The 23,328-nt window shown below is 62.7% G+C and carries 20 protein-coding genes; 9 read left to right on the top strand and 11 right to left on the bottom strand.

The features are described from left to right. Nucleotides 1–64: 64 nt before the first annotated feature. From GJB56_RS20815 to GJB56_RS20805, 3 genes are read left to right on the top strand one after another with little or no spacing between them, the layout of a single operon-like run. A complete protein-coding gene (locus GJB56_RS20815) occupies nucleotides 65–1,618 on the top strand; it encodes an MBL fold metallo-hydrolase (RefSeq protein WP_021345977.1) in 1,554 nt (517 codons plus the stop codon). 14 nt (nucleotides 1,619–1,632) lie between these two features. Next, the gene (locus GJB56_RS20810) at nucleotides 1,633–2,298 is read left to right on the top strand and encodes a YoaK family protein (RefSeq protein WP_113682773.1); all 666 of its coding nucleotides are present in this window, start codon (nucleotides 1,633–1,635) and stop codon (nucleotides 2,296–2,298) included. A 37-nt stretch (nucleotides 2,299–2,335) separates the two neighbouring features. Then, on the top strand, nucleotides 2,336–3,964 hold the full coding sequence (locus tag GJB56_RS20805) for a cation:proton antiporter (RefSeq protein WP_113682772.1): 1,629 nt from the start codon (nucleotides 2,336–2,338) through the stop codon (nucleotides 3,962–3,964). On the opposite strand, the gene GJB56_RS20800 is transcribed toward GJB56_RS20805, so the two are convergent. Beyond that, a complete protein-coding gene (locus tag GJB56_RS20800; protein WP_019745903.1) occupies nucleotides 3,965–4,402 on the bottom strand; it encodes a DUF2867 domain-containing protein in 438 nt (145 codons plus the stop codon). A gap of 52 nt (nucleotides 4,403–4,454) precedes the next feature. Between GJB56_RS20800 and GJB56_RS20795 the strand changes: the two genes are divergently transcribed. Together GJB56_RS20795 and GJB56_RS31930 are read left to right on the top strand one after the other, a co-directional pair. Continuing rightward, nucleotides 4,455–5,027, top strand: a complete 573-nt coding sequence (locus tag GJB56_RS20795) for a TetR/AcrR family transcriptional regulator (protein WP_021333326.1) — start codon at nucleotides 4,455–4,457, stop codon at nucleotides 5,025–5,027. 179 nt (nucleotides 5,028–5,206) lie between these two features. After that, a complete protein-coding gene (locus GJB56_RS31930; protein ID WP_003943237.1) occupies nucleotides 5,207–5,335 on the top strand; it encodes a hypothetical protein in 129 nt (42 codons plus the stop codon). Nucleotides 5,336–5,395: 60 nt separating this feature from the next. Here GJB56_RS31930 and GJB56_RS20790 read toward each other — a convergent pair whose 3' ends face one another. Then, nucleotides 5,396–6,280, bottom strand: a complete 885-nt coding sequence (locus GJB56_RS20790) for an SDR family oxidoreductase (RefSeq protein WP_113682771.1) — start codon at nucleotides 6,278–6,280, stop codon at nucleotides 5,396–5,398. A gap of 56 nt (nucleotides 6,281–6,336) precedes the next feature. On the opposite strand from GJB56_RS20790, the gene GJB56_RS20785 reads away from it, so the two are divergent. After that, nucleotides 6,337–6,663 carry a winged helix-turn-helix transcriptional regulator gene (locus tag GJB56_RS20785; RefSeq protein WP_019745900.1) on the top strand — a complete coding sequence of 109 codons (327 nt, stop codon included), beginning with the start codon at nucleotides 6,337–6,339 and terminating at the stop codon, nucleotides 6,661–6,663. Nucleotides 6,664–6,670: 7 nt separating this feature from the next. On the opposite strand, the gene GJB56_RS20780 is transcribed toward GJB56_RS20785, so the two are convergent. The 6 genes from GJB56_RS20780 to GJB56_RS20755 form a co-directional block, all read right to left on the bottom strand. Continuing rightward, nucleotides 6,671–7,732 carry an alpha/beta hydrolase gene (locus GJB56_RS20780; protein ID WP_113682896.1) on the bottom strand — a complete coding sequence of 354 codons (1,062 nt, stop codon included), beginning with the start codon at nucleotides 7,730–7,732 and terminating at the stop codon, nucleotides 6,671–6,673. 83 nt (nucleotides 7,733–7,815) lie between these two features. After that, complete coding sequence (locus GJB56_RS20775; protein ID WP_113682895.1) at nucleotides 7,816–9,285, bottom strand: cellulase family glycosylhydrolase; 1,470 nt, start codon at nucleotides 9,283–9,285, stop codon at nucleotides 7,816–7,818. Nucleotides 9,286–9,365: 80 nt separating this feature from the next. Then, nucleotides 9,366–11,489, bottom strand: a complete 2,124-nt coding sequence (locus GJB56_RS20770) for a phosphocholine-specific phospholipase C (protein WP_113682770.1) — start codon at nucleotides 11,487–11,489, stop codon at nucleotides 9,366–9,368. A 104-nt stretch (nucleotides 11,490–11,593) separates the two neighbouring features. After that, nucleotides 11,594–13,339, bottom strand: coding sequence for an Ig-like domain-containing protein (locus tag GJB56_RS20765; protein ID WP_230091029.1), 1,746 nt, complete (start codon nucleotides 13,337–13,339; stop codon nucleotides 11,594–11,596). Nucleotides 13,340–13,368: 29 nt separating this feature from the next. Next, complete coding sequence (locus GJB56_RS20760; RefSeq protein WP_020909591.1) at nucleotides 13,369–14,511, bottom strand: Ig-like domain-containing protein; 1,143 nt, start codon at nucleotides 14,509–14,511, stop codon at nucleotides 13,369–13,371. A gap of 270 nt (nucleotides 14,512–14,781) precedes the next feature. Further along, nucleotides 14,782–16,719, bottom strand: coding sequence for an O-acetyl-ADP-ribose deacetylase (locus GJB56_RS20755; RefSeq protein WP_113682768.1), 1,938 nt, complete (start codon nucleotides 16,717–16,719; stop codon nucleotides 14,782–14,784). Between the two features lie 78 nt (nucleotides 16,720–16,797). On the opposite strand from GJB56_RS20755, the gene GJB56_RS20750 reads away from it, so the two are divergent. The 3 genes from GJB56_RS20750 (at nucleotide 16,798) to GJB56_RS20740 (ending at nucleotide 19,140) form a co-directional block, all read left to right on the top strand. Continuing rightward, the gene (locus GJB56_RS20750) at nucleotides 16,798–17,478 is read left to right on the top strand and encodes an NUDIX hydrolase (protein WP_113682767.1); all 681 of its coding nucleotides are present in this window, start codon (nucleotides 16,798–16,800) and stop codon (nucleotides 17,476–17,478) included. A gap of 61 nt (nucleotides 17,479–17,539) precedes the next feature. Beyond that, nucleotides 17,540–18,664, top strand: a complete 1,125-nt coding sequence (locus tag GJB56_RS20745) for an NAD(P)H-dependent amine dehydrogenase family protein (RefSeq protein ID WP_113682766.1) — start codon at nucleotides 17,540–17,542, stop codon at nucleotides 18,662–18,664. Continuing rightward, nucleotides 18,661–19,140 carry a carboxymuconolactone decarboxylase family protein gene (locus GJB56_RS20740; RefSeq protein ID WP_113682765.1) on the top strand — a complete coding sequence of 160 codons (480 nt, stop codon included), beginning with the start codon at nucleotides 18,661–18,663 and terminating at the stop codon, nucleotides 19,138–19,140. Before GJB56_RS20745 ends, GJB56_RS20740 begins: the two co-directional genes overlap by 4 nt. A 2-nt stretch (nucleotides 19,141–19,142) precedes the next feature. On the opposite strand, the gene GJB56_RS20735 is transcribed toward GJB56_RS20740, so the two are convergent. From GJB56_RS20735 to GJB56_RS20725, 3 genes are read right to left on the bottom strand one after another with little or no spacing between them, the layout of a single operon-like run. Further along, nucleotides 19,143–19,931 (bottom strand): SDR family NAD(P)-dependent oxidoreductase, encoded by a 789-nt coding sequence (locus GJB56_RS20735; RefSeq protein WP_113682764.1) that lies wholly within the window; start codon nucleotides 19,929–19,931, stop codon nucleotides 19,143–19,145. Then, complete coding sequence (locus GJB56_RS20730) at nucleotides 19,921–21,666, bottom strand: N-acyl-D-amino-acid deacylase family protein (RefSeq protein WP_113682763.1); 1,746 nt, start codon at nucleotides 21,664–21,666, stop codon at nucleotides 19,921–19,923. The genes GJB56_RS20735 and GJB56_RS20730 overlap by 11 nt, the downstream gene beginning before the upstream one ends. Continuing rightward, nucleotides 21,663–23,324 carry a class I adenylate-forming enzyme family protein gene (locus GJB56_RS20725; RefSeq protein WP_113682762.1) on the bottom strand — a complete coding sequence of 554 codons (1,662 nt, stop codon included), beginning with the start codon at nucleotides 23,322–23,324 and terminating at the stop codon, nucleotides 21,663–21,665. The genes GJB56_RS20730 and GJB56_RS20725 overlap by 4 nt, the downstream gene beginning before the upstream one ends. Between the last annotated feature and the right edge of the window lie 4 nt (nucleotides 23,325–23,328).

Below are 23,328 nucleotides of genomic sequence, written 5' to 3'. Positions count from 1 at the left end.
GCGATTTGGCCCTGATGGCGCCGACTATGCTGGGTGCACCAGCAGTACGATTTCGGAGGTTGCAATGCAGATCACCAGCGTCGGCCACGCAGGATTTCACATCCAGACCGAGGCCGGATCCATCCTGTGTGATCCATGGGTGACCCCGACGTATTTCGCGTCTTGGGTGCCGTTCCCCGACAACACCGAGCTGGACTGGGACGCGCTGGGCAATTGCGACTACCTCTACGTCTCGCACCTGCACAAGGACCACTTCGATCCGAAGAACCTGATCGCGCACGTCAACAAGGACGCCACCGTCCTGCTCCCCGATTACCCGGTGCCGGACCTCAAGCGTGAGCTCGAGAAGCTCGGCTTCCACAAGTTCTTCGAGACGGAAGACTCCGTCAAGCACACCGTCAGCGGTCCCAAGGGCGATCTCGACATCATGATCATCGCTTTGCGCGCTCCCGCGGACGGTCCGATCGGTGACTCAGGCCTGGTCGTCTCGGACGGGGAGACCACCTGTTTCAACATGAACGACGCCAGGCCCGTCGACCTCGACCCGCTGACCGACGCCTTCGGGAAGGTCGACATCCATCTGCTGCAGTACTCGGGCGCGATCTGGTACCCGATGGTCTACGACATCCCGAAGGGCACCAAGCGCAACTTCGGCAAGCAGAAGCGTCAGCGCGGCATGGACCGCTGCCGCAACTACATCTCCCAGGTCGACGCTGCCTGGGTTGTCCCGTCGGCCGGCCCGCCGGTCTTCCTCGACGACGACCTGCGTTACCTCAACGACGATCACGGCGACGAGGGAAACATCTTCCCCGACCAGATCACGTTCCTCGAGCAGATGCGCATCAACGGCAACGATCGTGGTCTGCTGATGATCCCCGGCTCGACCGTCGAACTTCGCGGAAGCGAGAAGGTTGCCCTGACGCATCCCATCCCGGACGCGGACGTCGACAAGATCTTCTCGAACAAGGCCGAGTACATCGAGAAGATGGCGCAGAAGATGGCACCGGTCATCGCCGCGCAGAAGGCTACGTGGGCTCCGGCCGAAGGCGAGCCGCTGCTCGACGGTCTGAAGGCCAAGTTCGAGCCGATCATGGCGCAGTCCGATCTGATCTGCGACGGAATCGGCTACCCCGTCGGACTCGTGATGGGAGAGGAGACGGTCGTCCTCGACTTCCCGAAGCGGATCGTTCGCGAGCCCATCGACGGAGAAGGTAAGTACCGCTACGGCTTCCGCATTGCTCCCGAACTGGTTCGCACCGTTCTGCGTGACGACGAGCCAGACTGGGTCAACACCATTTTCCTGTCGACACGCTTCACGGCGTGGCGCATCGGTGGGTACAACGAGTTCCTCTACACGTTCTTCAAGTGCCTCACCGACGAGCGCATCGCATACGCCGACGGCTGGTTCGCCGAGGCGCACGACGACAGCGCGTCTATCGAGTTGGGTGGCTACGAGATTCAGCGTCGTTGCCCCCACCTCAAGGCTGACCTGTCGAAGTTCGGTGTCGTCGACGGCACCAACCTCACCTGCGATTTGCACGGCTGGCAGTGGGATCTCGAGACCGGCCGGTGCAAGACGTCCAAGGGCCACGAGCTGCGCACCAGCAAGCTGAGCTGAACCGAGCTCGTCGGGTGACGGGATACAGCAGGTCGCTGATCGGCCTGGCGACAGCGCTCGCCGGGTTGGCCGGCTACGTCGACGCGCTCGGATTCATCACGCTCGGTGGGCCTTTCGTTTCGTTCATGAGCGGCAACATGACGCAGGCGAGCGTCGCATTTGCCGACGGGGTGTGGTCGACCGCGCGGGTGGCAGGCGGCATCATCGTGCTCTTCCTCCTGGGAATCGCGCTGGGAACCGTCGTCACCCACTTCACGGAGCGGTACTCCGTCCGGACCCGCAAGGTCACAGTGCTTGCGGTTGTGGCTGGACTGCTGGCCATCGGTTCGGTGATGAGCGGCCTCGACGTCACCCCAGGCGCGATCTCGGCGATGGCCCTGGCGATGGGAGCCGTCAACTCGGTGTTCCAACGCGACGGTGAGGTGACGATCGGTGTCACGTACATGACCGGTGCGCTGGTCAAGATGGGCCAGCGTCTCACCGGAGCCTTTCTGGGCGGCCCGAAGTGGGCGTGGCTGCAGCACTTCGGGATGTGCGCGGGGTTGATCGCGGGCGCGGTAGTCGGTGCGCTCGTTCATCGGTGGATCGGCCTTCACGCTCTGTGGCCTGCTTCGGCATTCACGGTTCTTCTGATCGCCGTCGCGTGGCGGGTCTCGCCCCCGGCGCCGGCACAGGTGTAAAAAGAGCGGGGTACACAAGCCGGAGTGCGGGGGAACTGTGGATGCTCTGATCATCGTTGTGCTGGGACTACTCGGAATCGTCGCCGCCTCGACGCTGGGGGCGCGGATCGGAGTCGCGGCGCCGCTGATTCTGGTGATGGCCGGGATCGTTGTCAGCCTCCTCCCCTTTGTCCCAGCAGTGGACATCGATCCGGAATGGATTCTCGCGGGTGTGCTTCCGCCGCTGCTGTACTCAGCTTCGGTCTCGATGCCGTCGATGGAGTTTCGGCGTGAATTCGGTGCTATCGGTGGGCTCTCAGTTCTCCTCGTCGTGGTGAGTGCGCTTGTTCTGGGTGTGTTCTTCTCCTGGGTGATACCAGGACTCGGCATCTGGTGGGGCATTGCACTCGGCGCGATTGTGAGCCCGACGGATGCCGTCGCGACGTCCATCGTCAAGAAACTCCCGGTCTCGCCGCGGGTGGTGTCGATCCTCGAAGGCGAAAGCCTGCTCAACGACGCTACCGCTCTGGTCCTGTTGCGTACTGCCATCGCCGGAGCGGCCGCGTCGGTATCGCTGTGGAGTGTGTTGGGCAAGTTCGCTTTTGCCGTCGTCGTGGCCGCGGTCATCGGTGTTGTCGTCGGCAAGGTCAACCTGATGGTTCGTGCCCGTGTCACCGACTCGACGGTCAACACGGTCATCTCGTTCACGGTGCCGTTTCTGGCCGCGATCCCCGCCGAAGAGTTGGGTGCATCGGGGTTGGTTGCTGCCGTCGTGGCTGGGCTCGTCACCGGCTACGACGCTCCTCGGAAGCTTTCGCCGCGTCACCGGTTGTCGGACTCCCAGAACTGGCGCACAGTCGAACTGGTCCTCGAAGGTGCGATCTTTCTGGTGATGGGCCTCGAACTCTCGTCGATAGTCGACGATGTCCGGGTCGACCACGAGGGAATACCCACCGCATTCTTCGTCGCTGCGGGTGCACTGTTCCTCACGATCTTGGTTCGGGCTCTGTACGTCGCGCCGCTACTGCGAGCACTCCAAGCGCGGGCAAACTTTCGCGAACGCATGAAACCCAGACTCTCCGACATCGCGAATCGTCTCGACAATCCGGAGGATTACCCACCGGACGAAGGGCGGCGTAGCAGGCGCCGGGCGCCTTCGGCGAATCAGATGGAACGGTTCAAGATCCGGGTGCGGCGGACGGTTGCCGATATCGATTACTACCTTGCCGCGCCGTTGGGATGGCGTGAAGGGACGATCGTCATCTGGGCCGGTATGCGCGGAGCGGTCACTCTGGCTGCCGCGCAGACTCTTCCGGAAGACACTCCGAGTCGATCGCTTCTGATCTTGGTGGCGTTCCTGGTCGCAGCCGGCTCGTTGATCCTTCAGGGTGGGACGTTGAAGCGCGTCGTAGTGGCGGTCGGTCCGGCAGCGCAGGACCTCACCGATTCCGAACTCGACGAACATCGACGTTTGCTCGCTCTACTCGAGGATGCTTCTGCGAGTTTCGTTCCACCCGAGGGGCAGTCGAGGAAGAAGACCCGGCTCGACGTGATCGACGCGCAGCGCCAAGCGCTACTCGACGCGCGGGACGACGGCCTGTTCGACGCACGGATGCTCGGATCGGCACTGGCCGCGCTGGACGCCGATCAGATCAGCCTCGAACTCAAGGGCGGTCCGGACGGTTGATCACGTGCACAGTCTCTTTCGAGCAGACGTCATCATTGCCCGGGTGATCACGCCGTGCAGTACCTGAACTGGTGCGAAGTAGATTCGGCCCGCGCGGTTCTTCAGCTCCACGGCAGTGACGACGTGCAGGAGACCGGCGTCGTTGTCGGCCTGAACCGAGGCGACGAATCGTAGGTGTTTCTCGTCCGCCTCGATGAGGGCCTCGCCGTCGGCGATCTTGTCGACGGTAAAGGTGTCCGGGCGTCCCTTGGCGATGCCGAGCAGTCCGACTACCCGCTCCCTGAGCCAGAACATCGCGAGGACTGGTGCGGGGACATTCCTGACGTCGAAGACGGCCTGCGCCCACTCCTCGGATGTATGGGTCGGAACAGACGGGATGGTGATCGTGGTGGCTTCTGCCCAGTCCGGTGCAGGCATTGCCTTGAATGCGAGTGTCATTTCATCCTCCGTACGGTGCCGTATGGAACTACCCATACGGTACCGTACGGAGGTGACGAATGCCCGCGCCCGACTCTCCCGCGATCAATGGATCGATGCTGCTTTCGAGGCTCTGACCAGCCACGGGCCAGGTGCCGTCGCTGTGGAGAAGGTGGCACGCACGCTGGGATCGACCAAGGGTTCCTTCTATTGGCACTTTGCGAACCGTGACGAATTGCTGCAGGCTGCGCTCGATCGATGGGAAGTTCTGGCAACCGAGCGACTGATCTCTTCCGTCGAGGCCTCCGGCGAACCGGCAGAGGTGAGGTTGCGTCGCCTGGTCGACGCGGTCACAACCGGACTGGCCGGTCGCCGTGCGGAGTTGGAACTGCTTGCCGGGATCGACCATCCTGTGGTTTCGGCAGCGGTTCGACGTGTCACCGAGCGTCGAGTCGCCTACATCGTGACGTTGTTGGTCGATCTGGGGATGGACAGGCAGAAAGCGGAACATCGTGGCGTACTTGCCTATTCGATGTACCTGGGGCAGATGCAATTGGTGCACAGTGCGCCAGATGTGGTTCCTGGCAGCGGTGCGGACGCTCACGCGCTCGCCGACGAGTTCGTGAGCATGGTTCTGGCCGGGTAAGTCCGCCATCGAATGCAGCGTGATCTGCGCATCACCCTGCGCTTTCAGGTGAGGGACCACACATTGCGCGTAACCCATAGTTACAGATACTTTGAGGTCAGCTGAAGTGGGGTGCCGGATATGTCGGCATTTCCCGGAGGCGCAAAACCGTTTCACGACAGGAAGAAAGGTGACTCACCATGAGCGTTGTGCTTATTTCGTTGCTGGTCGCCGCTGGACTCACCGTGCTGGCCACCAGTGACGGTGCCGGTCTGGACTTCGGGAGTCGGCAGCTGAACCGCCAGTTGAAGACCCGCACGCACCGGTAACCCCGGAAATCGGCCGGCTCCACGCGATACTTCGCGGAGCCGGCCTTTTGCGTTGTCCGGTCAGTTCACCCCGAGATCTGCCAGCCAGGCCCGCGTGCTGCGGGCAGTGATACCCAAGGCAGCAGTAGAACCCGTCGCGGAGTCGAACGCGACGCTGTCGGCAGATTCGAGTCCCGTGTAGAGCTGGGAAACCCCGGCTGCTGCACCCGTTCCGATGATCGGCGCAATCGATGCACCGAAGGCATCGGGTGTCACGGCTTCGAAAGTTACCGCGCGCGAGAAGTGTTCGGCGAATGCCTCGGCCAATTCGATACCGGTGATCGCCGGAATCTGTCCGATGTCGACCGCGTCCGGTGCTACGTCGAGAGTCAGGGCCGCGACGGCTGCATCAGCGACGTCGAGATGTGAACTCCATGCGACCGCGAGATCGGCACGCAGTGGGTAACGCAGGACGCCTTCGTCTTTCACTCCCGACAGCACAGTGGGCAGAAGAAGATTCTCGAGGAACAAACGTGGGGTCAGAACGGTCACCGCGATGCCTTCGGCGCGAAGTCCGTCGACGAGCTCGGAGAGAACGGGTGTGTTGGGACCGGCAAGCGGCGAAGTAGCGTCGCCGATCACCGTGCCGCTGGTAGAGATCACGAACCGCGAAGGGCGCGCCGCTCTCGCTGCAGCGAGAACATTGTGGGCATAACCAGCTAGCGTCTCGGTGTCTCCGGCGAGTGGCAGGTGAAAGAACACCCCGTCCGCCCCGCGATAAGCGTCGGCGAGAGAGTCGACTGACGCATTGTCCGCGACGACGGTGTTCGCACCCTCGAAGGTCTGGTCAGGGTTACGCGTGATTGCTCGGACTTCGGCCCCTGCCGATCCGGCGAGAGCCGCGACCAATCCTGCGAGAACGGGAGAACCCTGTGCGCCGGTGGCGCCATGCACTGTGTAAGTCATGACGCCTATAGTTCACATCGGGAACCAGTTACTTCAAGTGAACTAATGGAGACTCGATGAGTGAATCAGGTCACGTTCTTCCGGAGTGCGGCGTCGCGCGCTTCCTGCTGGTCCTGGACGGACCGTGGGCAACGCTGATCGTTCGTGAGCTCACGCACGGCCCCATGCGCTTCACGGAACTACGACGCGCTTTGCCCGGCATCAGTCCAAGGACACTGTCGGCCAGGCTCAAACGTTTCGAGGAGTTCGACCTGGTGACCCGGACTGCTTACGCCGAGGTGCCGCCGCGAGTGGAGTACGAACTCACCGCGACGGGGATGGAACTGCGCTCCGTGCTCGAAGCGATGGTCGAGTGGGCGGATCTGGCACTCCCCGTTTCCTGACGTGCCCTCAGCGCGGGCCCGAAAGTCCAACTCGCAGAGCGCCACAGGCCTCGAACATCGCGTCTTGTCCGGTGTGGCCGACGCCGGTGGTGTTGACGAAGGCATGGATCAAACCGCTGTGACGCCTCAGTGCGACCGGGACTCCGGCCTCTCGCAGCCGGTTCGCATACGCTTCGCCCTCGTCGCGTAGTGGGTCGAAACCGGCGATCGCAACGTACGCGGGCGGTAGGCCGGCCAGGTCCGGAGTGAGCAGCGGTGAGACTCGCGGGTCGAGAGCCGAAGTGCCGCCCGACAGGTAATGGGCTGCATACCAGTCGAGTTGGGCGTCGGTGAGAAAGAAGTCGGTGCCGAACATCTTGTGCGACGGGCGCTTCGACGAAAGGTCCACCCAGGGAAAGAAGAGCAGTTGGAATGCGGGTTTGACGTCGTCTTCGGTCGTGGACTGCGCGACGACGGCAGCCAGGTTCCCGCCGGCGCTGTCTCCGCCCACTGCAATGGATTTCGGATCGGCGCCCAGTTCCGCGGCATGTTCGACGCAGTACCGGAATGCGGCGACGGCGTCGTCGATCCCGGCGGGAAAGGGGAACTCCGGTGCCAGCCGGTAGTCCACCGACAGCACACTGACTTCGCCGTGGCGGGCCAGGAAGCGGCACACACTGTCGCCGCTCTCGAGGCTGCCGAGGACGAACCCGCCGCCGTGGAAGTACACCAAAAGTGGAGCGGGCGTGGAGACCCCGGCCGGGCGATACAGCCGAGCGGAAATCGCGTGGTCTCCGGCCGGGATCTCGAGGTCGCGAACCGTTTCGATGTCGATGGGCGTACCGCCGAACAGTCGCGATTCGGCGTCGATCTGAGCTCGTCCCTCTTCGACCGGAAGATGCTCGAAGCTCGTACCTTCCACTGCCGAGAGCAATCGCAGTGCAAGCTGGATCTCGGGGTGCAGAGTCTGTCCGTCGATCTCCTTCGGCTTGCCACCGAGAATGCGCTGCGCGCCGGTCGGTAAGGCGCCAACGACATCGAGCACCACCCGCGCAACACGATCTTGGACAGACATCTTCTCCGTGGACATACTCGCCTTCCGTCGGCTGATCACCCGTCGCTTGTACGTTACGAAAGAACTGGACAAATATCCAGGAACTTCGACGCTCGCGATCAGCTTGCCGGCGTCACCGTGACTGTGACGGGGCCCGCGTCGTCCGCGGTTTCCACTGTGAGAAGCCGGCTTTGGGGGTTCCAGTTCACGATGTCGGCGCCTGCGACGTCGACGCCGCCGGGAAAGCCGCTCTCGGGTAGGTAGATCTCGGTCGGTGCCGTCACCGCGGGGTTCGGGGTGAACGTCAACTGAAGGCGGTCAACGCTCGAGGACCATTCGGTGGGTGTGCCAGCGACGGCACGCGGATACGGCCTGTTCAGGGTGTCGACGAGGAGTGTCTGTGTTCCGTCCGGCAGGTACGGGCCCCAAGGCCCCGGATCACTGGACCAGTACGAGACGCCCGCGCCGAGTTCTCGGGCGGTCGCGTAGACGCGGTCGATGTAGTCGGTTGCGCCGGGCAGTGTTGTGTCGAGCCCGAATTCGGCGAGAATGACCGGGACGCCGCCGAGTACGTTTCCGGCGATGTGTTCGACGCTGTCGCGCCAGGTGTCGATGGTCGCGTCGGTGAGTGTGCGTGAGAGGCCGGAGTATCCGTCACCGAGGTCGAGGGGCAGTGGGTACAGGTGTGGGCAGTAGGCGATTCGCTGTTCGCCGGCTCGCGGGTCGTTGATCTTCGTGAGTCCGCTGGGGACACCTTGGTTGACACCGACGGCCTGCGGGGCCACGCACACCCAGCTGTCCTGATCGACTTCCCTGATGGCGTTGGTGGTTCGCTGATACAGGGCAGCGAGGGGCCCGCCTTCGAATGCGGGGCCTTGGAGGGAACCGCCCCACGGCTCGTTCATCAGGTCGTATGCCACGACGGTGTCATTGCCTGCAAAACGTTCGGCCACCGCCTGCCATGCGTTCGCGTAGTGCTCGACCAGTTCGGGGTGTTGGCCGGTGGTGTTCCAGAAGTTGTCGAATGCGCGCATCACGCCGGGTTGGATGTAGTACAGCTCCCAGCGGTCTTGAGGGCTGACCGGAAGGCCGTCCATGTATGTCGCCCAGGCCGGGGCACCGTTGCCGATGTTGCCGGCGCCGTTGCCGCTGTTGCCCTCTGGTGTGATCGCGCCGGAATAGACGTCTTGATGCATGTCGAGCATGACCTTGTAGCCGCGCTCGGCATACCAGCTGACCCGGTCCTCGACGCGGTCGAGATACTCCTGGTCGTACTGTCCTGGTTCCGGTTCGACCGAACGCCAGGAGATCAGGAACCGCACGAAATTTGTTCCCATGTCTGCATGTTCGCGCTCGAGGTCGGCTTCGGTGAACTTCGGCATGCCGTCGGGTGCGCTTTTTGCGCTCGACGCCGTGTTGAACCCTCGCAGGATCAAGGAGCGGCCGGCGTCGTCGGTCAGGTACGACGGCGGCACGTCCGTGCCTCCGGCGCTCCCCGACGTGGGCAGGCTGCCCTGAGCCGCGGCAATGCCGCCGCCCAGTATCAGTGAGCCCGCGACTATCAATGCTGAGAGCGGGATACGGCGCACGGAAACTCCTCCTGGATGTGTGGATGGATTGACTTGTCCGACTGAGGATTCAGGTCTGGTCTTGATCACTCGGTGTCGATTCACGTCGGTTGGCTTACGCTGGTACGCCCGTTTTCGATGTGTCCGACGAGCACGCGCTTGAATTCAAGATCTTCGTCGACCGTCACGGTGGCCTGATACCAGCCGTCCACCGACGCCACCGCCCACCGGCCGCGTGCGCCGGCAGCGAGCTTCCGTCGGTCCCCGTCGACGTCGACGGAGAGTGCACGACTTCCGGAATTGTTCGCGGTCAGTACAAGCGCGCGCGACCCTGCGTCGATGGTTGTCGAGACGTCGAGCGAGGCTGCCGCACTGTCTGTCGCTCCACTGAATTCGCGCCTGAAACCATTGGGACCCAACAGGGTCAGGCTGTAGACGCGATCACTGAGCGCAACGATGTCATCGACCTCGCCCAGGAGGTCGTAATGCCGTGGCTCGTCGAACTCACCTGCGTACGGGTACAAGGCCAGGTGAGTTGATGCGGCACCGGCATTGACCAGATGGACCGTCAACGAGCCGGTTTCCGGGTTCACCGTCGTGTATGCGTCGGGCTGATAGGGAAGGGCCCGTGCTGGTCGAGTGCCGCTTTCCTGCAGGGGCATTCTCTGTTCGGCGGGTGGGGTCGGTGTCCACCGCGGTTCCAGAGGCGGAGTGGGCTGCGGGCGCGCCAAAGTCGGTCGGCTACGCGGGTTGGCGAAGTCGAACGCCGACGTCAGGTCGCCACTCACCGTGCGTCGCCACGGGTCGATTTCCGGCTGCGTGATTCCGAACCGCTTCTCCAGGAATTGCGTGACGGACGTGTGGTCGAACACTTGTGAACAAACGAAACCGCCAACAGTCCACGGCGAGATGATCGTCATCGGCACCCTCGGGCCGAGGCCGAGCGGCTGATTGCCGACCCATTCGGTTTCGACCGAGCGCGGTGGTCGAGGTGGCGGTACATGGTCGAAGTACCCGTCGTTCTCGTCGAAGTTGACGATCACGGCCGTCTTCGCCCACAGATCGGGATCGGAGGCGACGGCGTCGAGCACTTGATATAGCAGTGTTGCGCTCGCCGCAGGTGACGATCCCGATGGGTGCTCCGAATCCACTTCGGACGGAACGAGATAACTGACTTGCGGCAGTCGGCCCGACTCGACGTCCTTCCTGAACTCGGCGGCCAGTGTGCCGGGCCGGGATCGGTACAGTGCGCGATCGTAGAGTTGGCGATCAGCAGGCGACAGTTGGTCTGCAGCATTCTCGAGGGCCAGTACCGCTGCGTCCTGGACCGGCGCCGGCATCGACGGCAGGGCGAGATAGAACCCGGCCAAGGTCTGCAGTTCGTAGGGGAGCAGGCTTGGCCGACCAAGCAGCCCTGCCGCCACTTTCTTGAAGGCAGTGAAGTATTCGAGGTTGTTGTCTCCGAAGTTGTCCCACTCTTGGTAGGTCTTCCAGGAAATGCCGGCGGACTGCAACCGCTCGGGAACCGTCGTCCATCCGTAGCCGGCGTGCCAGGGGTTGTAGGCCGCATTGGTTACAGCTCTTCCCTCGGGGCCGGGCGGATCCGAAGGCAGGACCGACTCGGTCGGATTAGGCGAAAGTGGCTCGTATCCGGTGTATCCAGAGACCCAATAGTTCCGGTTGGGGCTCGTCGACGTCGGAACGGAGCAGTGGTAGGCGTCGCAGATTGTGAACGAGTCCGCCAGTTCGTAATGAAAGGGAATGTCTTGCCGGTCGTAGTACGCCATCGTCGTACCGGTTTTTGCCGCAATCCAACCGTCGTGCCAGCCGTCGGCGAGTGCGGCATGTCCGCCCGCCCAGCTGTGATCCAGCCCGGTGACGTTCTGGGTGTCCATGCGTTGTGCTGCAGCGGAATCGCGGATGGGGAAGGGGAGCACAGGACCGGTAGGTCCGGGTTGTTCGAAGACGCTTTGGCCGCTGCGTAGACGCAACGCATTCGGATCCCCGAAGCCGCGAACACCCCTCAGAGCGCCGTAGTAGTGGTCGAAAGATCTGTTCTCCTGCATGACGAGGACTACATGCTCGATCGAATCGAGCCCGCCGGAGTTTGCGGGTGTCGCCAGTGCACGTTGAAGCGACGGCGGCAGAAGGGAAGCGGCGGCGACTGCAGTCGCGCCGACCCCGGCGGCGAGAAACGACCGTCGAGAAAAGGAATTCCTGGACACTTGTGCTCCATCGATCAATCAATCAGTGCTATGACTACGGCCGCGACATGCTGTTGCCGCTGCTCCGAATCGGTGCAGCGGCAACAGTGTCGAGAGAAATGCGATCAGGAACCGAAGAGACCGCCCAGCGAACCGAGGCTGCCCGAGCCGCCGTTTCCGCCATCATCAGGCGCAGCAGAAACCTTTACGACGGATTCGTCCGACGCAGACTGCGTGAATCCGCTTCGCCCGGCGTATGCCGCCTTGATCGGATGATCGCCCGTCGATGCGAAAGTGTGCGTCAGTCGCGCCACACCATCGACTCCGACGACAACGGGTTGTCCGATGGGTTGGTCACCGTCGAAGAACTGAACCGAACCCCCGCCCGGATTAGGACTGACCGTTGCGGAAAGTTCTGCCGCGACATTCTGCTTGGCCGTCGTAGGAGCTGCCAGTGAGGTCGAGGTGGTGACATCGGACGGCGCGGGATCAGACACGGTGACCGTTTGGGCTGATGCCATCGACGGCATGAATCCTGTTGCGCCGGAGTAGTAGGCCGAGACTGCATGAGATCCGGCCGAGGTGAATGCGTGTTCCAGAGTGGCTTTTCCGTCAGCGCCCACCGGGATCGGGGCACCGATATTTGCAGCGCCATCCTTGAACTGGAGAGTGCCACCAGTGGGGGTCGGCGTGACCTGCGCCCTCAGCGACACCGATACGCCCGTCTTTGCATCGGTAGGAACGTTCACGGCAGTGTCGGTTTGTTTGACGACAGGTGCGGCAGTCACCGTGACCATCGTCTCTGTCGAGTTGGAACTCTGGAATCCGTTGACTCCCTGGAACGTTGCGGAGACCCGCGCGGTTCCGGCGGTGAAGAAGGTATGCGGTAGCCGGGCAGTGCCGTCGGCACCGGGCGTGACAGGTGTACCGACGTCAGCGCCGTCCACCCTGAACTGCACGTTTCCGTTGACCGGAGCCGGATCCACCTTTGCGACAAGCTCTGTCGGTGTGCTGGCTTGGATCGAGTCGGGCATCTGGATTGTGGTGGTTGTCGGTTGGCTGACGTAGATGGTGGTCAGGGCCTGCCCACCGGCGTTGAGGCCGGAGTTCCTGTTGTCCCGCGGGGAGCAGTTGTAGCGCTCCCAGTAGTTGACTGTGAAGACATCCTTCTCGCGCTGGACGAATGTGAGCGCATTTCGGTCGTCGTCGTAGTTGGCGGAGCCGGGATCGGAAACTCGCAGCGAAGGCTTGATCTCGCTACCAGCCGCACCGGCTTTGACTGTGACGTCGACTGCGGGGAGTCGGAACTTGGTGTTGGCACCGACGATGATGCCGTCACTCGATCGAACCGCGGAGGACGGACCGTTTCCGATGGTCCGATTCGATCCGGAGATACGCAGGTGCGTACCGGATGCCGATGGATTACCGCCGTCGTCGATCTGTGTGACTGTTGGAGTGGCACTGTCGGATCCGAGGCCGTACGCACTGTCCGCCACAAGCTGGGAACTCACGAATTCGACGCCCGACGGGATGTCGAAGTCGTACTTGATCCGGGCCCAATGCACGACTCCACGGCTGGCGTGGCCGCCGCTGTTTGCCTTCATCTCGTTCGGCTGCACGCGGTAGGTGACGGTCTCACCTGGTGCCGCGGTGGTCGGTGCGGTGATGGTGACCCCCGAGCCGAGCGTCTCGTTGAATGTGATCGGACTTGCCGCACCGTCCATCTCGCGCACATGGCATGCAGTTGTGAAGGCCACGCTCTTGGTCTCGGGGGCAGCAGAGGCGGTCCCGCCGCCGACGATGGAGAACAACCCGCCGGCCAGTACCGAGACGGTTGCAATCGCAGAGCCGCGTAACAGTCTCGAGTTCATCGACGAATCCTGGTTTCTGTTCACAGTTTTCACGACCCGAATCCGGGGGTACCAAGGCTGCCGAGGCTACCGGTGCCAGGCTCGGGCTCGGACGGTTCGACCACGTTGATCGTCACGGCGCCCGACATCGATTCCATGAAACCGGCAGATCCCGTGTAGTACGCCGTGATGTTGTGGTCGCCCGCTGTTGTCATCGTGCGGTTGGCCTTCGCGACGCCGTTGACGACGGCCACCGGAGCGCCGAGGTCGACCCCTCCGTCACGGAACTGCACTGTTCCTCCCGACGGCCAAGGAGTGACCGTTGCCGTCAGCTCCACGGAGTCACCGACGACAGCTTTACCGGGTGCGTCGATTCGCGTCTGTGTCTGAGCGAGGCTGGAGTCGACATTGATCACGGCGAGCGGCTGGCCGCCTGCGTTCAATCCGGCCGAACGATTGTCGCGTGGTGAGCAATTGGTGGTCAGCCAGTATTTGACGCCGCCGAGCAGTGTCTCCTGTTGCAGGAAGGTCAGGTAGTTGGCGGCACTGTCGTAGGAACCGGAGTTGGTGTCGGAAACGCGGAGCATGGGCTTGATCTGGGTTCCCACAGCCCCTGACGTGACGGTGACGTCGACTGCCGGGAGCTGGAACGTCTTTCCTCCACCGACCTCGATTCCGCCGCCGCCGTTGTCGTCGGTGTTGGGTCCGTTGCCCGCCGTGATGTTGTTGCCGGAGATACGAAGATGCGTCCCATTCGGATCGGGTGAACCGGCATCGTTCACCCGCGTGATCGTCGGGGCGACCCCACCCAGATTCGAGCTGGTGCCGGCCACGATCTGCGCCCCCACGTAGGAGGTGCCTGCAGGGATGTCGAAATCGAACTTGAGACGCGTCCAGTTCACGACGGACCTGAGGTCGTAGCCGTCATTGGGGACCGTCATCGGCTTGGGGGCGAGTCGGTAGGTGAAGGTCGAGTTCGGCGGAACCACGGTCGGGGCACTGATCGTGACGCCGGAATCACGCGTCTCGTTGTGTGTGATCGGACCGGGGAACTGCCACCCGTGACACGATGCCGTGAACGGAAGGTTCACATCAGCGGCGGATGAAACTCCCGCTCCGCCGACGACCAGGGCAACGCATCCGGTCAAGGATGCGGCCACCCCTACTCCTCGGCGCATCAACGTCGACACCATTCACATTCTCCTTGAGTAGCGCTCGAAAAGATCGAGCTCTCGGCTTGAAGCCGGGTCCGGGAACCGGCCTCGAGCTGACAGAGAAGCGAATACGTCTTCGTCGTTTGCTCACCACCAGCTCAAACCCTGGAGAGGAGTAGAACACAGAGCGAGCCGCGAAATATGCGATTCGGACAAATTGTTGGACAAACGTCCAACCGGCGAAATTTCTCCACTTCTCTGACCGCTCTGCACTGCTTTGACGTGGCGTGAAGTGGGCCCGGTAAACGGTCAGGCGATCGCGCGGCGCATCAGTTCTGCCGTCTCCTTGTTGAATGCGACCAGTGTGACCGTCTCGACCTCGGTCTTCGCCGCGCGAATCGCTGAAACGGCCTGTCGGACCGCATCTTCCTTCGGCCAGCCGTAGACCCCTGCCGAGATCAACGGAAAGGCGACGGTTCGTGCGCCGATCGAGTCGGCAACGGCGAGACTGCGGGTGTACGCCGACCGAAGCAATCCGGATCGGTCCTCGGAGCGCGAATACCTCGGGCCGACGGTGTGAATCACGGCCTTGGCGTGGAGCTTTCCCGCGGTGGTGGCCACGGCCGCACCCACCGGGAGGCCGTCGGGAAGGCTGGTGTTGCGCAATACCTCGCAGGCCTTCAGGATCTCCGGTCCTCCGGCTCGGTGGATCGCGCCGTCGACACCGCCACCGCCGAGGAGCCTGGAGTTGGCCGCGTTGACGATGGCGTCGACGGTCAGCGTCGTGATGTCACCTTCGACGACGGTAATAGCGGGCATGGATCCTCCTGGGTACCCGACGGCTGTGTTTCCGACGGCCGTGTTTCCGACTGCCGTGTTCCAGAGTTCACGCTTCGGGCGAGCCCACGGCATAGCCGAGCGTACGTCGTAGGGGTCACGTCCGATCAACATCGAGTATCGCGCCGCAACCGACGGTGTGCGACTGTGCGCCTGAACGCAATGAAGGAGTACGCGCTTTCCCTCGGCCCGCAACGCCTGGACGGTGCGCGCTGCGTCGTCGAGAACGAACTCGAGGTTGGCGTTGGAATCGTGACCGTCATCGACCAACCAGAACTCGACGTGATCGGAGCTGACCTGCCGTGTTCCCATGCGACACAGGCTGACCACGGCGTCGTAGTCCGCAGTGGACACCGCATCGACGCCGCCGAGCGTGACGCCGTCGTCATGCGGATGTGTGGTCAGGTGGTGGGTTCCGCGGAATTTCGAGTAATCGAGTTCTGCGGTCGACGGCCATCCGTTCTTGTCGTCGGTACCGCCGCGAGCAGTCTTGATCGACAGGCGAACCAGATCGGAGGAACGGTATCCCGGCCAGCCGTGCATGATTCGGCGCCAGCGGGCGGGAACAGCCGACGCTCCCCAACGGGCGCCGAGAAGGCCACCCGCGATAGCCGCAGTCGTGTCGGTGTCCCCGCCGGCTCGTACGGCTGCTTCCAATGCGTACTGGAGGTGGCGAGCATCGGCATTGTCCGTGGAAGTGATGGCCCACCAAGCAGTCTGAAGTGCATGCACCACCCAACCGTTCTTGGAGAAGTCCTGCGGGTTCCCGGTTTCGGCCTGATCGAGCAGCGGGCCCCAGTATTCGGCTACCTCCTGATCGGCAACGGAGAGGAAGCCTCGAACGCCGTCGAAGTTGCCGGCGACAACGGCATGGCGGATGGCATGGGTCCACAACTCGCACGCCTGTCCGGCACGCGGGTCGTCGTGCGTGAGTGAACTGATCCGGTGCGCGGCCGCCATGGCACCTTCTGCATCGTCCAAGTAGGAGAGGGCGACGGGAGCGGTGCGCATGAGCGAGCCGTTGCCGGCCTTGCGGCCGCTGATCGCCCGCGCACGATCCGCCATCGCCGCTGCGCTTTCGGAGCGGACGGACAACACTGCTCGCGTCTGGTTGCCGATGTCCGCGGGCTTCGAGTCGTACCACCGGATGAACTGTGCTGCAATGGCATCGAGACCGTCAGAGCTTCCGATGTCGATTCCGGTGGCGGCCACCTCGGCGATCGCAACTGCCATCGAGGTGTCGTCGGTCCATTCTCCCGGCGCCCAGTCGAACGGGCCGCCACCGATCATGTCGATCGTGACCTCGGCCTTCGGGTAGGTGAATTCGTAGCCAGCGCCGAGTGCGTCTCCTGCTGCGGTGCCGAGCAGAACGCCGGCCGCTCGATCGGACTGCTGTGCGGTGAGTTTCATAGCCACCTCTTCGGTTCGCGACGATCGTTTGATCAACTTTGCGCTAACCATAGATCATGTTTGAGATAACATGCAAGGGTGAATAAATGGACAGACACGAGTGGCAAGGGATTGACGGACTATCCGCGTCCGTCCGTGGCAGTGGACGTCGCGGTGCTGACGTACAGCGGTGGATCTCTGAAAGTTCTGGTGGTTCGGCACCCTCTCGGTGCGCTGGCGCTACCGGGAACTTTTCTGCACGAACGCGAATTGCTCACGGCCGCAGCCGATCGTGCCCTGTCGGTCAAGGCCGAGTTGGCCCAGACGAGCTTTCGCCAGTTGGCGATCTTCGACCGACCGGACCGCGACGACCGTGGATGGGTTTTGTCGGTCGCACACACGGCTTGCCTACCGGAATCGGCGCTGCCCGATTCGGCGCTTCTCGTCGATGTGTACGACGACGAGGCAGTGAGCGGACTCGCGTTCGATCACGCCGACATGGTGCGACTCGCGGTCACGGACCTACGCGCGAGGTATGCGTCGTACGTGGATCCGGACGGATTGTCGGGCGGGACGTTCACCGTCGCCGAACTTCGGGGACTGTACGAGGTGATCTTCGATCGTCCGTTCCAGAAGGACAGCTTCCGTCGGCAGGTATTCGACGCGCTCGAAAGTACCGGCGAGATGAGCAGACCAGGTAACGGCCGACCCGCTGAGACGTACCGGAGGCGGGGTGACGGCGCACTGACTGCGCAGGCAATGGCATTTTTGACCGGATGAAGTGAAACGAATTCTTGCAGTTCTGCTGACCTGACGCGCTGAGCTGGGTAATGTCCGATTGATGGGTGCAGTTTCGAATGAAGCCGAGTCCAAGATTCCGACTGTCGTGTGGGGTACCGGCAACGTCGGGCGTGCATCGATTCGCGCTGTGACAGCCAATCCGGCCCTCGAACTTGTCGGCGTCATCGTTGCCAACCCCGCAAAGGTCGGGCGAGACGCCGGTGACCTCGCCGATCTGGGAGTGCACCTGGGCGTCGCGGCTACCGACGACGCCGATGCCGTGCTCGCAGCGTCTCCCGGCGCGGTGGTCTACGCGGCGTCCGGCGACATTCGGCCCGATGACGCGGTTGCCGACATCACGCGGGCGCTGGCCGCTGGAGCTGTAGTGGTCACGCCTTCGGTATATGCGCTGTACGACCCGAAATCTGCGCCTCCCGAACTTCGTGATCCCGTTGAAGCTGCTGCCAAGGCGGGCGGCGGCGCTCTGTTCGTCTCCGGTATCGACCCAGGTTGGGGCAACGACATCCTGCCGATTCTCGTCAGCGGGCTCGCGGGGACAATCGACCAGATCCGGTGTCAGGAAATCTTCGACTACACGACCTACGAACAGCCGGATTCTGTCCGCTACCTGATCGGGATGGGTCAGCCGATGGACTACGAACCTCCGATGGTCGCGCCCAGTGTTCCCACCATGGTCTGGGGCGGGCAGATTCGACTCATCGCCCGAGCGCTCGGGGTGGAACTCGACGAGATCCGCGAGACCTTGCTGCGCCGCCCGCTCGAGGAAACCGTGTCGACCGAACATATGGGGGAGTTCGCGGCCGGCACCCAAGGCGCACTGCGATTCGAGGTTCAGGGAATCGTCGGCGGGGAACCCTTGATCGTGATCGAACACGTCACGCGTATTCATCCGTCCTGTGCCCGCGACTGGCCGCTCCCGCCCGACGGAGGCGACGGCGCGCACAAGGTGATCGTCGAAGGGCGACCACGAATCGAGATCAACGTCGAAGCCACCGATGAAGGTGGAAACCGCGCGGCCGGTGGAAATGCCACGGCCGTAGGACGTCTCGTCAACGCAATTCCGTGGCTACGTCAGGCCGAACCCGGCCTCTACGACGCGCTGGACGTTCCGCTCACACCCGGCGTCGGCAAGCTCGGTGCCCGAAACTCGGAGGTACTCACATGAATATCGACATACCCGAAGGTAAGAACCCGATCGGCTACGTGTGGGGAGAGATGGTCCCCGGCATCGGGCCCGCGGCCGCCGGGTTCTCCCAAAAGGTTTACACGGACGGCACTCTCGGACTCCGCGAGTTCGAGGCGGCCAGGCTTCGGATCGCTCAGATCAACGGGTGCATCTTCTGTCAGGACTGGCGCACCGAGCGTGACGGCGAGACTGTGGAGTCGACATTCGATCAGTCTGTCACCGACTGGCGCACCACAGATGCCTTCGACGACAGGACACGCCTCGCTGCCGAATACGCCGAGAGATACGCCCTCGACCACCACGGGCTCGACGACGAGTTCTGGGAACGCATGACAGCTCACTACTCACAGCGAGAAATCGTCGAATTGAGCATGTGCCTCGGATCGTGGTTGGCCTTCGGCCGGCTCAACCACGTCCTCGGCCTCGATGCTCAATGTGTGTTGCCCGGCAACTGAACCTAGTTGCCCAGCGTCGTCAGATCCGGGTAGTTCGAGACCTCCCAGCCGCCGTCGACGACCAGACTGGTTCCGGTGATGTACGAGGCGTCGTCGCTGGCGAGATAGAGGCAGGGGCCCGCGATCTCGTCGGGAGTTGCCGCTCGGGACATGGGAATTCGGCTGAGAAACATGTCGCGGGCGGGTTCGTAGTTCATGACCGGCGCGACCAGTGGCGTGTCGACCAGGCCGGGTAGAACGGCATTGACCCGGATCCCCGACGCAGCGAGTTCGATCGCGGCATTCTTGCTGAACATCTCGACCCCGGCTTTGCCTGTCGCGTACGCGCTCCCGTAGGGGCTCGGCACGTGCGCGTTCAATGAGGACACGTTGACTATCGCACCACCGCGACCGTGCTCTCGGATATGCCGCGCTTCATGTTTGGTGCAGAGGAAGACGCCCTTCTGCACCAGGTCGATGGTGAAGTCCCAGTCGGCCTCGTCGAGGTCGACGATCTGCCCCACCCTCGACGCCCCGGCAACGTTGAAAGCCAGATCGATACCGCCGAATTCCGCAGCCGCAGCGGCAATAGCCTCGGCAACATCGGATTCCTTGGTGACGTCGGCGGGAACAGCGAGGAAAGACGCGCCGTGCTGGGAGGCTAACTCCATCAAACCCTCTGCATCGATGTCTATTCCGGCTACCTGTGCGCCTTCGCCGATAAGTCGTAGTGCGATGGCTGCACCGATACCTGATGCTGCGCCGGTGACAACCGCGGTTTTGCCGGCAAATCTGGACGTGTTAATGGGCACCTGCTTTCAAGAACTTTCCGGTTCGGCGGTTGCCGAGAACGGGTGCTGCTTCTCCGTCGCCGAAGACGTACTCGCCGCCGACGAACACTGCGGTGACGGTCTGATCGTTGCGATTGACCATGCGGGAGAGGTTGTCGTACTCCGCGACCGGACTTTCGGCGTACGCCTCGAGTGAATCGTCGAGATGGGCGGGATCGATCACAACCAGGTCGGCGCGGTCACCTAATCGAAGGTGCCCGGCATCGACGTCGTACCACTCGGCCAGTTCGCCGGTGAGGCGATGCACCGCTGCCTCGACGGTCATGAAGGGACGGCCGACCTTTTGGGCATCGTAGACACGTCGTAGCAGTCGTAAGCCGAAGTTGTAGAACGCCATGTTGCGCAAATGCGCTCCGGCATCGGAGAACCCGAGTTGGACGCCGCTGTCCTGGGCGAACTTGTCCAAAATCTCCGGCCGGTGGTTCGAGATGGTTGTGCGCCAACGCACTTTCGTGCCGTGTTCGAGGACCAGATCCAGGAATGCATCGACAGGGTGGAGGCCGCCTCGTTCGACGCCGACCTGCCCGAAGCTCTTGCCGACAAGGGATTCGTCGGGGCAGGAAACGATTTCGGCGTCGAAGAAGTCGCGGTGCCAGACTTTGACGCCGAATTTTTGATCGTAGTCCTTGCGGAACTGTCGACGGTACTTCTCACTCTGCATCAGGACGTTGCGTTCCATCTCGTCGGTCAGATGCAGTGCTGCAGCGCCGGATCCGAACTCCTCGAAGACAACCAGGTCGATGCCGTCGGCATATACCTCGAAGGGAACTGGCAGGTGCTGCCAGCGCAGGTCGCCGCCGAGTCGATTGACCAAGTGTGCCAGTGGGCCGAGGATCACCACGGCCAACTTGTTGGACTTGATGTCGGCCGCCGAAAGCATGCTCGTCTTGAGTCGCTTACGCCAGATACCCGCACTGGAGAACGCCATCGCTCCGGTACTCATCGGGTTGGAGAGGTCAGGTCCGGCCTGAAATACCCGTCCTCGGCGGCGCAGGATCGCATTGAGTCGGCGTCGTTCTTTCGTGGTTGCATACGTCGACGGCAGCGTGCGTGAGCGGCAGGTCTCGCCGTCGAGTTTGTCGAACAACAATTGCTGACTGGACATCCCGACGAATCCTGCGTCGAGAGCTTCGGTCAACTGTGCTTCCATCGACGCGAGTTCGGTGTCGGTGGGGTGCACGTCCTTCCTGGTAGCACGATCTAGTCCCATCTCGGCGGCTCGCATGTCGGAGTGTCCGATGAAGGCTGCAATGTTGGGACCTAGCGGAAGCGCCTCGAGTGCAGCAACATACTCTCTCGCGGAGTTCCAGGTCTTGGCCCGCGTGAGTGCTTCGACGACGTGCTTGCGTGGGATAGCTTCGACCCGGCCGAAAAGGTCGCCGGCGTCCGACGGGCTGGCGTGAATGGTGGACAGGGAACACGATCCGACAAAGATCGACGTGACCCCGTGTCTGAGAGATTCGCTCAGCGCCGGGCCTTCGAGGATCTCGACGTCGTAGTGAGTGTGGATGTCCACGATGCCCGGGATCACCCACTTGCGCCGCGCGTCGATGACACGGGGACAGTCGGTTTCGTCGAGTGGATCGAGGGAGATGGCAGTGACCAGCCCGCCTCTGATACCCAGATTGCGGACAGCTGGTTTCGCCCCGGTGCCGTCGAACCACAGACCGTTGTTGATCACGGCGTCGTAGGTCATGAGATAGCCACCTTTGCGCGTATCGTCTTCCCGGTTGCATTGCGAGGCAGAGGAGTTGTGCTCAGTTTCCACTTCACCGGCACCTTGAAGTAGGCCAGTCGTTCGGCGACATAGTCGCGTAGTTCTTCTTCGGTCGCCGCTCCCTCGCTGCGAAGAACGACAACGGCCGCCACTTCTTGGCCGAGGTCTGCCGAATCAATGCCGATCACAGCGCATTCGAGTACCGCGGGATGCTCGTCGATAGTCTGCTCGATTTCGAGAGGGTAGACGTTCTCGCCGCCGCGCAGGATCAGATCGGACCGGCGGCCCGTCAGGCGGAGTCGGCCGTCTTCGAGAACTCCGAAGTCGCCGGTTCGGAGCCATCGGTCGGGACCGATGGCGGCAGCAGTTGCAGTCTCGTCGTTCCAGTATCCCGACATCACATACGGACTGCGAGCGCAGATTTCGCCCTCCTCACCGTCGGGAACCGCATCACCGAATGGATCACGGACCTCCACACTCACACCGATGATGGGCCGTCCGAGAGTTCCGGGGAACGCGGCGAGTTCTGGTGGCGTGGCAACCGAAATGCCGGTGGAGGATTCGGTGAGCCCGTAACTGTCGACCAAGGTGTGCTGCGCAAAAGGCAGTCGTGCGCGCAGGCGGTCTTGCAAAGCCGGAGATGACGGCGCAGACGCGAGTGCAAAGGCGCTCAGTGAGGTCAGGTCGTACTTCTCGAGACTGCCATGTTCGAGGAGACGGGTTGCCATGGTGGGGACCACCGCCCAGTTGGTGACCTTCTCGCGTTCGACAAGGGAAAGGACTTCGTCGACGTCGAAGGCGCCCTGATGGATGACCACGGCTCCGCCCGTCGCGAGTCGTGGGATCGCCAGGTTATGCAGGCTTGCAATGTGAAACAGCGGCGCGGTCAGCAGATACCGCAAGTCACTGGGTCGGCCGTCACTGGGTCGGCCGGTGAACGCCGCAGCGAGGCGATCGCTGTAGCGGTGGTAGTCGATGACGGCCAACACGTTTCGATGAGTGTGAACAGCTCCCTTGGGGCGGCCGCTGGTTCCGCTCGTGTAAAGAATGACGGCCGGATCGTCCTCGTCGACGGACGTGCGGGGCAGTGCCGAACCCGAATACTTCTCCATCAAGGCCGGTAGATTTTCTTCCATCGTGAGCACGGGAACATCGGTGTTCACTTCGGAAAGAACTTGTGCGCGTTTGGCGTCGGCGATCACCACGGTGGGAGTGGTGTGATCGATGCCGTATTGCACTTCACGGGCCACCCACCACGAGTTGAACCCGACGGCGATGGCGCCAAGCGACTGAGCCGCCCAGAAGGTCATCACCCATTCCGGCGTATTGGCGGCGAGGATGCCCACCCGATCGCCCTTGCGAACGCCGTAACGCTCGCGCAGCGCAGTGGCCAATGCTGCTACGGCCTCGCCGTGCTCGAGGTAGCTGAAGCGTCGGTCCTTGGTCACCAGGTAGTCGCGTGATCCGTAATCGAAGGATGCAGCGAGCACGTCGCCGAGTGCCTTGTCACGGTTCTTCATGACGGGCATCGAGCTGCCGAGTACATCCTCGACTTGCATCTCGAAAGGACCACCAGGGCCGGTCAGCCCAGCCATGACGGACGCGATGAATGCTTGTGTATCAGCGGAAGTAGTCACGTGA

It is taken from the genome of Rhodococcus sp. AQ5-07 (assembly GCF_009707305.1).
Classification (GTDB): Bacteria; Actinomycetota; Actinomycetes; order Mycobacteriales; family Mycobacteriaceae; genus Rhodococcus_F; species Rhodococcus_F erythropolis.
This window is presented reverse-complemented; position numbering and strand designations above follow the sequence as displayed.